Consider the following 13,029-nt stretch of genomic DNA (forward strand, 5'->3'; position numbering starts at 1 on the left):
TCGGCACCGTGGTGTTCGCGATGTTCGCGGGCTTCTACTTCTGGTGGCCCAAGTTCACCGGCAAGATGCTCAACGAGCCGCTCGGCAAGGTCCACTTCTGGCTGCTGTTCTTCGGCTTCCACGGCACGTTCCTGGTCCAGCACTGGCTGGGCGCCATGGGCTTCCCGCGCCGCTACGCCGACTACCTGCCGGGTGACGGCTTCACGCTGCTGAACCAGATCTCCTCGATCTCCTCGTTCGTCCTGGCCGCCTCGACGCTGCTGTTCTTCTGGAACATGTACATCACGTCGAAGAACGCGCCCATGGTCGGTGTGGACGACCCGTGGGGTTACGGCTGCTCGTTGGAGTGGGCGACCTCCTGCCCGCCGCCGCGGCACAACTTCACGTCGCTGCCGCGGATCCGGTCCGAGCGTCCGGCGTTCGACCTCAACCACCCGCACGCCGCCGCCCCTGGCGCGGTCCCCGTCGGTGCCACGAAGGAGTAGGGGCGCATGAAGACGCAGGCCTATCTGTTCATGGGCGTCTCGACCTTCTTCGGTCTGGCGGCCGCCCTGTACGTCTACTGGTCCTGGCAGGACACCGGGGCCATCGAGTGGACCGGCACCACGGCGCTGGTCGTCTCGATCGGCTTCGGCTGGATGATCGGTTTCTGGCTCTGGCAGGCGGCCCGCCGCAGCGAGCACTTCCACGGTCTGCCCGCGGAGGAGCGGCTCGACGGTGAGATCGCCGAGAACGCCGGGGAGTACGGCTTCTTCAGCCCGCACAGCTGGTGGCCGATGTTCGTGGCCCTGGCCGTCGCGTTCACCGCGGTGGGCGTGGCCATCGGCTGGTGGATGGTGATCATCGGTGGCTTCGCCGTCATCCTCACCTCCATCGGCTGGGTCTTCGAGTACTACCGCAAGGAGTTCCAGCACTAGCCGGAACACCGAGCCTCCGCCCCGGCGGCGGCCCCTCAGGGGGTCGCCGCCGGGGCTTTTCCGTGTCGGGAAGCGCCGGAGTGGCGAACACCGTGATCCGCCCACGTCCATTGTAACCTTATGATCACTTAAAGTGACATCTGGGGGTTATGTCATGGACCGACGAGTCCGGTTCACCGGGCGCCTGGTCACCGGCACCATCGCCGCCGTCCTCCTGGCCACGGCCTGCACGGCCGCGGAGGAGAGCGCGCCGGCGGCGCCCCGACCGCGGATCTCCGTCACCCCGACACCGGGGGAGGGCGGTATCGCGCCCAACACGCCCGTACGGGTCTCGGTCGACGGAGGCGTCCTCACCGACGTGTCCGTCGAACAGGTCGGCGCCCGGGAGTGGGCGTCGGCGGAGCTGGGGGCCGAGGGCGACGAGCGGGCGTCCGTGGGCGGCTCCCTCACCGAGGACGGGTCCTCCTGGGTCAGCGACCGGAACCTGGCCCCCGGGTCCCGGGTGTCCGTCTACGCCACCGCGGAGGACGCCGACGGCGAGCGCAGCGAGGTGGTCTCCACGTTCGCCACCCACGAGGTGGCCGAGGACGCGCGCATGGCCGACCCGTTCGTCCTGCCGCAGGAGGGACAGACGGTCGGGGTGGGCATGCCGATCGTCGTCACCTTCGCCGAGCCCGTGGAACATCGCGAGCAGGTCGAGAACTCCATGCACGTGACCTCGGAGAAGGCCACCGAGGGCGCCTGGAACTGGACCGACGGGACCACCGCGGTGTTCCGCCCCGAGGAGTACTGGGAGCCCCACCAGAAGGTCGCCGTCGACCTGCGCCTGACCGGGGTCGAGGCCGCGGACGGGGTGTTCGGCGTCGCCGACCGGCGCGTCGAGTTCGAGGTCGGCCGCGAGCTCATCGCCACCATGCACGTCCCCGATCACCGGATGGACGTGGAGGTGGACGGCGAACGGATCCGCTCCATCCCCGTCAGCAACGGCAAGGCGGAGCGGCGCTTCAACACCACGACCTCCGGCGTCCACGTCCTCATGGAGAGGTACGCCAGACTCGTGATGGACTCGGCGACGGTCGGCATCCCCGCGGGTTCGCCCGGGTACTACCGGGTCGACGTCGACTGGGCGGTGCGCACCTCCAACAGCGGCGAGTTCACCCACGCCGCACCCTGGAACGGGAGCATCGGCCACGCGAACCGGTCCAACGGCTGCACCAACATGTCCGTCTCCGACGCCCGCTGGTTCCACGACAACACGCTGATGGGGGACGTGCTGGAGACCACCGGCACCTCCAGGGAACTGGAGTGGGACAACGGTTGGGGCTTCTACCAGCGTTCGTGGAAGGAATGGCTGGAGCACAGCGAGACCGGTCGACCCCAGGTGACCGACGGGACGCCCCCTCCCGGCACCGTCCACGGCGAGGATCTGTGAGGCGGGGGAGCCCCAAGGGTCTCAGGGGGCCGCGAGAAGGGCCGTGAGGCGTTCCGAGGTCCTGCCCCAGGTCCACTCCCGCTCCACCCATTCCCGGCCGCGTCCGCCCATCCGGGCGGCGCGGTCGGGGTCCTTCAGGAGGCGGACGAGCGCCCGGGCGGTGGGCCCCGGGAGGGTCCCGTCGACGACGTGCCCGGTCTCCCCGTCCAGCACCGCGTCCGGCGCGCCGCCGGAATCACCCGCCACCACCGGCAGACCCGTGGCGGAGGCCTCCAGGTAGACGATGCCCAACCCCTCGACGTCCAGGCCGCCACGCCGGGTACGGCACGGCATCGCGAACACGTCACCGGCGTCGTAGTGGGCGGGCAACTCCTCCGGGGCGACCGGCCCGGTCAGCACGACCGAGTCCAGCCCGGCCGCGGCCGACCGCAGCCGAGCCGCGTCGGGACCGTCGCCGACGATGAGCAGGGCCGCGTCGGGCACGTCGGCCAGCACCCGGGGCCAGGCGCGCAGGAGGGTGTCCTGGCCCTTGCGGCGCACCAGTCGCGAGACGCACACCACCACCGGGCGTCCCCCCAGGCCGTAGCGGTCGCGGACCTTCCCGCCGCCCGCTCCGGGACGGAAACGGGTGACGTCCACCCCCGGCGTCACCCGCCGCATGCGCGCCGCCGCGCCCGGGGACAGCGCTCGGGCCAACCGGCGTCGGGTGTACTCGCCCAGATGGGTGACCGTGTCGGTGGTGTCGCCGATACGGCGCAGCGCCTCGCGCGCGCCCGGCAGCGCCGACCATCCCGTCTCGTGCCCGTGGGTCAGCGCCACCTGACGGCGCACCGTGCCCGACAACCGGCCGGCCAGCAGCCCCAACGGGGCCGCCGCTCCGTACAGCACCGCCTCGCGGTCCTCCAACCGGGCGATGGCCTCCGCGCGCGCCGCCACACGGGGGGTGGGCAGCAGGACCCGCGCGGCGTCGCGCACCACGGGGAAGGGCAGGCGCAGATCGAAACGGGGATCCGCGGCGGCGTCCGCCCGGGAGGGCGAGGAGCAGTACACGACGACGTCGGGCAGACGCAGCGCCACCTCGTGGACGAAGGCCTCGATGCCCCCGGCGCGCGGAGGGAAGTCGTTGGTGATGATCAGGGTTCGCGGCACAGGCCGAGCGTAGCCGCCTCGTGCCGAGCGCGCCCCGGACACGACGGAGCCCCGCAGCCGATCGGTTGCGGGGCTCCGTGCGGTGAGGGCGACCAGGGTCCCCTCGACGCCGACGTGTGGCGCCGCGCCCTCTCCGGACCGGTTCCCCGTTCCCCCGGTGTGGGGAACGCCGTCCGCCGCGGGCCTTCGAGGACGGGGAGGGCGTGCCGAAACGGGATGCGGGCCCCGAGCGGTACGGACTACGGGCGGACCGCCGTCACGAAGTTCGCGCGGTAGTAGTCGCTGAGGGTGACGGTGCCGATGGGCTTGCTCGACGTCGAGGCGTGGACCATGACGTTGTCACCGGCGTACAGACCCACGTGGCTCGGGCTGGAGCCGTAGAAGAACAACAGGTCGCCGGGCTGCTTGTTCTCCCAGGACACCCGCTGGCCGGCGTTGACCTGGTCGTAGGTGGTGCGCGGCAGGTTCACGCCCGCCTGACGCCAGGCGGCCTGGGTCAGGCCGGAGCAGTCGTAGCCGTTGGGGCCGGTGCCGCCCCACACGTAGGGCTTGCCGATCTGGGCGTAGGCGAAGTCCAGGGCCGCCTTGGCGTTGCCCGAGGCCGGGCCGGTGTACGTGCCGCCACCGCCTCCGCCGGTACCGCCCCCGGTGCCGCCGCCTCCGGTGTCGGTGGTGTTGGCGGTGTTGGCCGTGACCTCGGCCTGTTCCTCGGCGCTCAGCTCGTCGAGCAGGTCCTGCTGCTCGGAGAGCTTCTCCTCGGCCTTCTCGGTGGCCTCCTCCGCCTCTTCGAGGGCCTCGGCGGCCTCCTCCTCGGTGTCGGCGGCCTCGGTCTCCAGGGTCTCCAGCGCCGCCAGCTCCTCCAGGTACCTTTCGAGGTTGGCGTCGTGCTGGTCGGAGAGGTAGGTCAGGTCGGACTGGTGGACCATCGCCTCCTCGGGCCCGCCCGCTCCGATGAGCTGGGTGGGGGAGGTGAAGTCGGTGCCCGTGTAGGTGAGGTTGGCCAGGGTGCGCACACCGCGGCTCAGTCCCTCCACCCGCTCCTGCGCCTCCTCAAGGTCCTTCAGGATGTCCTGGAGCTTCTCCTCGGCGACCTCGTGGGTCTCCTGGGCCTCGTTGTAGGTCGCGTTGAGTCCGATGAACTCCTCTTCGAGGCGTTCGATCTCCTCACGGACCTCCTCGATGGTCGGCTCCGCGTGGGCGACCGCGGTCGGTAGGAGGAAGGCACCCGAGGCCAGGATTGCGATGACCGATGCGCGGCGCGATACGGACACGGTGGGAAACACCTTCCTCAAGGGAGGACGCCGGTCGGAGAAGGGGCTCCGTACGACCGTCGGGGGACCGGACCGGCGTCATGAAGGGGTCGAAAGACGTTCGGCGTTGAACACTAGTGCATCCCTTGGGGCGCTCTCAACCTTTTCGTTACGTACCCATCATTGGCCGGCGGTGTCCGAAAAAGGGGGGCTCGATACGCCGAGAGGCCGCCCCCCGCGATCGGGGACGGCCTCGTGGACGACGTCGTGTCAGGGACGCACGGCGAACTGGAACTGGCCCGCCCAGTAGGCGGCCAGACCGACCACCTCGATGTTGCGGCCGGTGCGCGGGGCGTGCACCATCTGCCCGTTGCCCGCGTACAGGCCGTTGTGGCCCAGGCTGCTGAAGAACATGATGTCGCCCGGCTGGAGGGCGTTCATGTCGTAGATGCGGGTGCCCACCTCGGCCTGGGAGTAGGTCGTCCGGGGCAGGTCCACGCCGCCGTGACGCCAGGCGGCCTGGGTCAGTCCGGAGCAGTCGTAGCCGTTGGGACCGGTGCCGCCGTAGATGTAGGGCTTGCCGATCTGGGCGTAGGCGAAGTCCAGGGCCAGGGCCGCGTTCCCGGTGGCCGAGCCCGTGTAGGACTGGCCGCCGGAGTCGTTCGCGCCCTCGGTGGAGACGTCGGCGTCGGGGAACTGGGTGAGCAGTTCCTCCTGCTCGGAGATCTTCTCCTCGACCTCGTCCTTGGCCTCTTCGCTCTTCTCCAGGGCGTCCTCGGCCTCTTCGAGGGCCTCCTCGGCCTCGTCCTTGAGGGAGAACAGGCGCTCGGCGGACTCGCCGAACTCGTCGAGCTGCGCCTTCTGCGAGTCCGACAGGTAGTTGAGGTCGGCGGTCTGCTCCAACAGGTTCTCGGGACCGTTGGAGGTCAGGAGGTTGGCCACCGAGTCCATGTCGCCGGACTGGTAGGTCGCGTTGGCGAGCTTCTGGACCTTCTCCTTGAGAGCCTCGTAGTTCTCCTGCTCGGCCCCGACCTCCTCGTCGAGTTCGTCGTACCGGGCCTCGGCGACCTCGTGGTCCTCCTTGGCCTGGTTGTACTCCTCGACTGCCGTGGAGGCCTCCTCGTTGAGGCGCTCGATCTCCTCCTCCACCTCCTCGCGGGTCGGCTCCGCGTAGGCGGTGCCGGGGACGAGGAGTGAGCCGGCGACGACCGCTCCGATTCCGGTCGAAGCGGCGATTCGGCGAGCCGTACGCCGACCACCGGTGTTCTTCATGGCGGGCCACGCTCCTTGGGGTGTGAGAAATCCGCACGGGGGTGCTGGAGGGTGAAACGTACTGGGAGAGGCGCCCACATCCGGGACACGGGCACCGTGTGAGTGTGCGGGAATCCGCCGGGGGACACGGGTGGCGTTCTATCCGGTAGAGCACTCACGTTCCCGGTAGAACCTAGCGGACCGCCCGGCTCGGCTCAACCATGGGGCCGAACACATGGCGTGGATCTCAAGGGGGGAGCGGACACGGATGCGGCGCCCGGGGCGCCGCATCCGCCTCAACCGTGCGACTCCAACCTGCGAAGGAAGATGGGCGAGGAGATCGCCCGGGCCCCGGCCCGCCGCACCGCGCCCACGATCTCCCGGTCGGAGGTGACGACGGCGATCGGTCGCCCCGGGGGTTCGGCGCGCACCAGGCGGACGATCAGCTCGTCCGCGGTCTCCCCGGGGGCGCTGAACAGCAGCCGCACCCGTCGGGTCTGCGCCACCACGGGCGGCGTGTCCACGTCCGCCCCGTCGAACACGCAGGTGATCTCCGCCTTGGTCCGGCTGGCCAGCCCCTCCAGGGAGGACAGCAACCGGGTGCGCTGATCGGCCAGCGGCAGCGTCCCGTACCCGGTCTTGGTGACGTTGTAGCCGTCCACCAGAAGATGCACGCGCGGCACCGTCAACAGGTACTCGAGCAATCCGGGGTCGTCGTCGGGCAGCCCGCCCAGGGACACCCGTCGGCGCTCGTCGGTCTCGGCCACCACCAGGTCGGCGGGATCGTCCACGGAGGCGGGCAGCGCGAGTTCGCGTCGCAGCCCGTGGGAGGCGTCCACCAGCACGTCGAGCAGGACGCGCAGCCGGGCGTCGTCGGCGTTGCGGCCCGCCCGTGCCGCCCGTCGGGCGTTCTCCACCTGGGCCTCGGCGGCGGACAACCGCGACTTGAGCCGCCGGTTCTCCGACTCCAACGCGCCGAGCCGGCCGGTGATCACCGCGGCGCGCTCGTCCGTCTCCGAGGTGATCCGATCGGCCCGGGACAGCGCCTCCTTGGCCCGGCGCCGTTCGGTGTGCACCTTCTGGCGCAGCTCGCCGATCTCGGCCCGCTGCTCCTTGATCTGGGAGCGCAACCGCTCCAGTTCGGTCCGATGCTCCTCGCGGGTCTCCTCCAGTCGACGTCGCGCCGCGTCGAGCGCCTCGGCGGCCTCGTCCGCCTCCTTGGCCCCGACCTGGCGGTCCAACTCCCGGTGGACGCCCTCGATGATGTCCGCCCAACCCGACGGACGCAGGAGATAGGCGCAGGCCGCCACCGCCACGGGGTCGGCGGCGGGCGGTACCAGGCCCGAACGCAGACCCTCGGCGAGTTCGGGCCACACCTGTTCGACCCGGTCGGCCACCAGGGCTCGGAACTCCGGGTCGTTCTCCAGTTGCGCGGCGATCTGCGGACCGGCCAACCGCGCCCGACGGCGCGGTTCGAACTTGGCGACCCGTCTCAGCGCCGGCGGAAGTTCCGCGGCGCGCATCCCACCCAGCACGTCGGAGCCGTAGTCGACGATCCGGGAGCGCACGGCCTCGGGCAGGGGACGGAGCAGCCGCCCCTCCTCCACCTCGGGGACGAGCGCCGACGCGGTGTCCCCGGAGTCGCCGGCCTCCGGGCCGGTGCTCATGCCCGACCCGTCGGGCTCTCCGCCGAAGTGCCGGAGACCGACCGGTCGGCGTCGGGGCGGGCGATGATCTCGATGCGGTCCGCGGCCCCGCACCAACGGCACTTGACCTGCTCGATCGTCTCGGAGAGCGTGGTGCGCTCCTCCACCCGACCCTCGCCGGCCAGGTCCAGGTGCAGGTAGTCCTGGGAGCGGACGGTGCGCGTCACGTCGAACCGCGTGAGGTTGCCGCATCCGGTGCACCGCCACCGCTCATTGTCACCCGGCATCGCGATCCCCACGGTTCCTCCTCTTGTCGTGTACGGCACGAGAGCCTTGTGCCCCATCACCCACATCTTTCCATGTCGGGCGGGTCGGACCGGAGGCCGGCCGCGTTCGGTCGTCGGCGCCGATTACCCTGACCGGGTGGTTCGACGGTCCGCGGCGCCCCAGGGCGTGCAACTCGACATCGGTGATCTCGGCACCCCGCTGGGCGCCGTGTCCTTCGTCGTGCTCGACCTGGAGACCACCGGCACCAGCGCCACGAACTCCAGGATCACCGAGGTCGGGGCGGTGCGGGTGCGCGACGGCGAGGTCGTGGAGGAGTTCACCACCCTGGTCGACCCGGGGATCCTCATCCCGGCCGAGATCACCCTGCTCACCGGCATCACCCAGTCCATGGTGGCCACCGCGCCGCCCATGGAGGAGGTACTGCCGGAGGTCATCGCCTTCCTCACCGCCGAGGCCGATACCGCCCTGGTCGCCCACAACGCCCCCTTCGACGTGGGATTCCTCAAGGCGGCCTGCGAACGCCACGGCGCGGAGTGGCCGGCCCCTCCCGTGGTGGACACCCTCCGCCTCGCCCGCGCGGTGCTGCCCCAAGGGCAGACGCGCAATCACCGACTGGGCACCCTGGCCGCGTTCTTCGGCTCGCCCGTCACCCCCAACCACCGTGCCCTGGACGACGCCCGCGCCACCGTCACCGTCCTCAACGGGCTCATCGACCGCCTGACACCCCTGGGCGTGGGCAGCCTGGAGGAGCTGCGCGCCGTCAGCAAACCGCCCACCCGCGCCCAGCGGGCCAAGCGGCACCTGGCCGAAGGGCTGCCGGAACGGCCCGGCGTGTACGTGTTCACCGACGCGCGCGGCGGCGACCTGTACGTGGGCAAGAGCAACAACCTGCGCCGCCGGGTGGCCTCCTACTTCACCGCCGCCGAGAACCGGCAGAGGATCCGGGAGATGGCCGGGGTCGTCGAGGGCGTCACCCCCATCGTGTGCGCCACCGAACTGGAGGCGTCGGTCCGCGAACTGCGCATCATCGCCGAACGCAAGCCCCCCTACAACCGACGGTCGCGCAACCCCGAACGGGCCCGCTGGGTCACCCTCACCACCGAGACGTACCCGCGCCTGTCGGTCGTGTCCACGGTCAAGGACGACGGCGCCCCCTACATCGGCCCCTACGGTTCGGCGTCCGAGGCCGAACAGGCCAAGGAAGCGCTGCTGCACGCCCTGCCGCTGCGTCAGTGCACGCACCGGCTCACCGTCGAGGGCGACGGAACGGTCCCCTGTGTGCTGGCCCAACTGGGCCGGTGCGGAGCGCCCTGCGACGGCACCGAACCCCTCGCCGACTACCTGGCGCACGCCGAGGCCGCGCGCACCGCCATGGCCGGTGACCCCGCCGTGGTCGTGGACGCCCACACCGCGCGCATCTCCGAACTCGCCGCCCACCTGCGTTACGAGGAGGCCGCCGCCCTGCGCGACCGCCTCACGGCCTTCCTGCGCGGCGCCCGCCGGGCTCAGCGCCTGGCGGCCATCGCCGCCGTGCCCCATCTCGTCGCCACGCGGCGCGGCCCCACCGGGTGGGACACGAGCGTGGTCCGGCACGGCCGCCTCGCCGCCGGCGCCGTCCTGGAGCCCGGGGTGGAACCCGCCGCGTTCCTGCGCGCCCTGGTCGCCACCGCCGAGACCGTCGAACCGGCGGTCGGGCCGCTGCCGAGCGCACTGCCCGCCGAGACCGAACTGATCCTGACCTGGCTCGACGATCCCGCCACGCGGTTGGTGGAGATCGAGGGGGAGTGGACATGCCCGTTGCGCGCCGCCGAGGCGCACACGGAGATGACACACTGGGCGTATGGCCGCGCTACCGCTCAATGACGACTACCCCGTCCGCCGCGCCCCCGTCGTCGCCTACACGCTGATCGCGGCCAACGTCCTCGCCTACCTCATGTCCCCGCAGGCGGCCACCGCGGTCTGGTACTCGGCCGACATGGTGGAGCGGTTCTGCGAGATCCAGGATTACTTCATGCGGTGGGGCGCGGTCCCCGCCGAGATGTTCGGGTACGTGGACCTGGCCGAGCCGGTGGTCCCCGAATGCGGCTCCCTCGAAGGCAAATCCGTCTGGCTGTCGGTGTTCGCCTCGATGTTCGTCCACTCCGGTGCCTTCCACCTGGTGGGGAACATGGTCTACCTGTTCGTGTTCGGCCCCGTGGTGGAGGACCGCATCGGCCGGCTGCGCTTCCTGGCGCTGTACCTGGTCACCGGGCTGGCCGCCGCCTACGGCTTCGCCCTGGGCGACCCGCAGGGGCAGATCCCCATGGTCGGCGCCTCCGGGGCGATCTCCGGGGTGCTGGGCGCCTACCTGGTGGTGCAGTTCCGCAGCCGGGTGACCACCCTGGTGTTCGGCGTCGTCCCCATGCGCCTGCCGGGGTGGGCGCTGGTGGGCAGCTACTTCGTCCTTCAGTATCTTCTCTACGTCACCACATCGAACGCCCCCGGTGCGGGCTCCGGCGTCGCCTACGCGGCGCACGTGTACGGATTCGTCGCCGGGGTGATCGCGGGATGGGTGGTCTACCGGCTGCGATGGCGCTCCGGGACGCGGCTCTCCGACGTCTACTAGCCGTGCGCGCGCCCGGGGCCGTCCGCCCGCGCCGACACCGCCCTGGAGGCACAGTGATCACCGCGATCGTCATGATCAAGGCCGACGTCCACCGCATCGCCGAGGTCGCCGAGGCCATCGCCGAGATCGACGGGGTGAGCGAGGTCTACTCGGTCACCGGCGGGGTCGACCTCATCGCCATGGTGCGGGTGCGCCGCCACGAGGACCTGGCCGAGGTCATCCCCGGGCGGGTCAACAAGGTGCCCGGGGTGACCTCGTCCGACACCCACATCTCCTTCCAGACCTACTCCAAGCACGATCTGGAGTCGGCGTTCGCCATCGGCTGGTAGCCGAACGCGCGAACACCCCGACACGACGGAGGGGGCGGTGCCGCGACCGGCACCGCCTCCTCCGTCGTGTCGGGCGGGGTCAGACCTTCTTCGCCAGGGACTGACTGATCTCCACCCAGCCCGCCAGGGTCCGCTCGGCGGCACCGCTGTCGATGGCCGCGACCGCCCGCTCGTACCCGACGCGCACGGCGTCCAGGAGCGGCCCCTCGATGCCGTCCACGGAGGCCAGCGCCGCGCCCGCGTTGAGCAGGACCGCGTCGCGCACCGGACCGGGCCGCCCCGCCACCAGGTCGCGCACCGCCTGGGCGTTGAACTCCACGTCGCCACCGCGCAGCGCGTCCGGGGCCGACCGCTCGATGCCCAGGTCCGCCGGGTCCAGCGTCTCGCGTCGGGCCTCGCCGTCGCGCACCACCCACACCGTGGAGGTGGTCGTGGTGGTCAGCTCGTCCAGACCGTCGTCGCCCCGGAACACCAGCGCCGACGCGCCCCGCCCGGCGAACACCCCGGCGATGACCTCGCACATGCGCTCGTCGAACACGCCGATCGCCGACGCGGTCGGCCGGGCCGGGTTGGTGAGCGGGCCCAGGAAGTTGAACACGGTCGGCACCGCCAGTTCGCGGCGGGGCTTGGCCGCGAATCGCAGCGACGGGTGGAACAGGGGGGCGAAGCAGAAGGTGATGCCCGCCTCCTCCGCCGTGCGCGCGGTCAGCTCCGGCGGCAGGTCCAGGACCACGCCCAGTCGCTCCAGCACGTCGGCCGTCCCGCAGGACGAGGAAGCGGCGCGGTTGCCGTGCTTGACCACGCGGGCCCCGGCCGCCGAGGCGACGATCGCCGCCATCGTCGACACGTTCACCGTGTGCGCCCGGTCGCCGCCGGTACCGACGATGTCCAGGGTCGGGCCGGGCACCTCGACACGGACCGCGTTGTCGAGCATGCCCTGGGCCAGACCGGTCACCTCGGACACGCTCTCGCCCTTGGCGCGCAGGGCGATCGCGAACCCCGCGATCTGGGCGTCGGTCGCCGAACCCGACATGATCTCGTTCATCGCCCACGCGGTGTCGGGGGCGCTGAGGGTGACACCGCCGAGCAGGGCGGTGATGAGGTTGGCCCAGGTCCGCTCGGTGACGGCGGAACCCTCATCGGACGCGGGACGGGCGGGGACGTTCACGATTCTTCGACTCCATGAATGACGTGGGCGAGGCCGGGGCGGCGCGGGTCGTACCGCACCGCCGATCAGGGCACCGGGGGATCAGGGCAGGGCGCGGCGACGCCATCGCCCGGTGTCGGCGCCGTGGTTGAGGGCCCCGCCCACCGCGCGGCGACGGCGCATGTCCCGCTCGCCGTTGTCGATTCCCATGGGGTCACCCGCTGAGCGCGGTGAGCCGGCGGCGCATCAGCTCCGCCAGCGAACCCGCCAGCGCGACCGGGTCGATCGGGTGGCTCACCACCTGCTCGGCCTGCGACCAGGTCGCCAGCCAGCCGTCGTCGCGGCGGCCCACCAGCAGCAGCACCGGCGGGCACTGGAAGATCTCGTCCTTGACCTGACGGCACAGGCCCATGCCGCCCACCGGGGCGGCCTCGCCGTCGAAGATCGCGACGTCGATGCGCTCGGCCGGGTCGGTCGTCTCCAGTTTGCGCAGCACCATCGGCGCCGTCGCGCACTCGACGATCTCCACCCGGGGCACGTCGGCGGCGGGGCGACGCCCGATCGCCAGGCGCACCTGCTCGCGCGTGTCGGCCTTGTCGCTGTAGACCAGTACGCGCATCCGGGCACCCGTGTCCGTACCGCTGACCACCATCGCGCAACCGTCCCATCGCTTCGGACCAGGGCCGCCGCCATGGGGGGTGCGGCCGAGGCGTCCATTGGCTGTATGCCTCTGACTGTATTGCCTTGTGGTCCCGCTGCCCAGGAGTTCCGGACCCGCCGGTGCGGGGCTGAGACCTTCGACACCACAGGATGCCAGTACCTCCGGGGGGCGCGCTAACCCGCCCCCGGGCGGGCGTTGTGCAACGGTGATCGTTTCGTTGCCCCGTCGTTGGACGAGGGGGATTCAAGGGCCGCGAGGAGGGGTACGGATCGCCTCGGTCGTCCGGGATCGCGCTTCGCGCGGCGCGCGGGCGCGTCGGACACCACCCGGGAGGGCTTCGCACGGTACAGTAAC

Annotated in this window: 13 protein-coding genes; 6 read left to right on the forward strand and 7 right to left on the reverse strand. The window is 71.4% G+C overall.

From position 1 onward, the window contains the following. The 3 genes from PWG71_RS22850 to PWG71_RS22860 form a co-directional block, all read left to right on the forward strand. Positions 1-485, forward strand: a 485-nt coding sequence (locus tag PWG71_RS22850; protein WP_274811999.1) for a cbb3-type cytochrome c oxidase subunit I, incomplete at its 5' end; no start/stop codon positions are given. Between the two features lie 6 nt (positions 486-491). Then, on the forward strand, positions 492-917 hold the full coding sequence (locus PWG71_RS22855; protein WP_274812000.1) for a cytochrome c oxidase subunit 4: 426 nt from the start codon (positions 492-494) through the stop codon (positions 915-917). A 154-nt stretch (positions 918-1,071) separates the two neighbouring features. After that, positions 1,072-2,349, forward strand: coding sequence for a L,D-transpeptidase (locus PWG71_RS22860; RefSeq protein ID WP_274812001.1), 1,278 nt, complete (start codon positions 1,072-1,074; stop codon positions 2,347-2,349). Between the two features lie 21 nt (positions 2,350-2,370). On the opposite strand, the gene PWG71_RS22865 is transcribed toward PWG71_RS22860, so the two are convergent. The 5 genes from PWG71_RS22865 to PWG71_RS22885 form a co-directional block, all read right to left on the reverse strand. Next, positions 2,371-3,498 (reverse strand): glycosyltransferase family 4 protein, encoded by a 1,128-nt coding sequence (locus PWG71_RS22865; protein WP_274812002.1) that lies wholly within the window; start codon positions 3,496-3,498, stop codon positions 2,371-2,373. 239 nt (positions 3,499-3,737) lie between these two features. Beyond that, entirely contained in the window at positions 3,738-4,769 is a 1,032-nt protein-coding gene (locus tag PWG71_RS22870) for a C40 family peptidase (RefSeq protein WP_274812003.1), read from the reverse strand. 249 nt (positions 4,770-5,018) lie between these two features. Continuing rightward, positions 5,019-6,020, reverse strand: coding sequence for a C40 family peptidase (locus PWG71_RS22875; protein WP_274812004.1), 1,002 nt, complete (start codon positions 6,018-6,020; stop codon positions 5,019-5,021). A gap of 275 nt (positions 6,021-6,295) precedes the next feature. Beyond that, complete coding sequence (locus tag PWG71_RS22880) at positions 6,296-7,666, reverse strand: NYN domain-containing protein (RefSeq protein ID WP_274812005.1); 1,371 nt, start codon at positions 7,664-7,666, stop codon at positions 6,296-6,298. Beyond that, positions 7,663-7,944, reverse strand: a complete 282-nt coding sequence (locus PWG71_RS22885; RefSeq protein ID WP_274812006.1) for a hypothetical protein — start codon at positions 7,942-7,944, stop codon at positions 7,663-7,665. Before PWG71_RS22885 ends, PWG71_RS22880 begins: the two co-directional genes overlap by 4 nt. A 124-nt stretch (positions 7,945-8,068) precedes the next feature. On the opposite strand from PWG71_RS22885, the gene PWG71_RS22890 reads away from it, so the two are divergent. Genes PWG71_RS22890 through PWG71_RS22900 form a run of 3 tightly spaced genes read left to right on the forward strand, consistent with a single transcriptional unit; the run spans position 8,069 to position 10,867 of the window. After that, positions 8,069-9,796, forward strand: a complete 1,728-nt coding sequence (locus tag PWG71_RS22890) for a DEDD exonuclease domain-containing protein (RefSeq protein WP_274812007.1) — start codon at positions 8,069-8,071, stop codon at positions 9,794-9,796. After that, positions 9,774-10,538, forward strand: a complete 765-nt coding sequence (locus PWG71_RS22895; RefSeq protein WP_274812008.1) for a rhomboid family intramembrane serine protease — start codon at positions 9,774-9,776, stop codon at positions 10,536-10,538. Before PWG71_RS22890 ends, PWG71_RS22895 begins: the two co-directional genes overlap by 23 nt. Positions 10,539-10,591: 53 nt before the next feature. Continuing rightward, positions 10,592-10,867: an Lrp/AsnC family transcriptional regulator gene (locus tag PWG71_RS22900; RefSeq protein ID WP_274812009.1), complete on the forward strand. Its 276-nt coding sequence runs from the start codon at positions 10,592-10,594 to the stop codon at positions 10,865-10,867. A gap of 79 nt (positions 10,868-10,946) precedes the next feature. Here PWG71_RS22900 and trpD read toward each other — a convergent pair whose 3' ends face one another. Both trpD and PWG71_RS22910 read right to left on the reverse strand, forming a co-directional pair. Further along, complete coding sequence (gene trpD / locus PWG71_RS22905; RefSeq protein WP_274812010.1) at positions 10,947-12,035, reverse strand: anthranilate phosphoribosyltransferase; 1,089 nt, start codon at positions 12,033-12,035, stop codon at positions 10,947-10,949. Between the two features lie 193 nt (positions 12,036-12,228). Beyond that, positions 12,229-12,666: a hypothetical protein gene (locus tag PWG71_RS22910; protein WP_274812011.1), complete on the reverse strand. Its 438-nt coding sequence runs from the start codon at positions 12,664-12,666 to the stop codon at positions 12,229-12,231. Between the last annotated feature and the right edge of the window lie 363 nt (positions 12,667-13,029).

Source organism: Nocardiopsis sp. N85 (assembly GCF_028882275.1).
In the GTDB taxonomy this organism is placed as follows: Bacteria; Actinomycetota; Actinomycetes; order Streptosporangiales; family Streptosporangiaceae; genus Nocardiopsis; species Nocardiopsis lambiniae.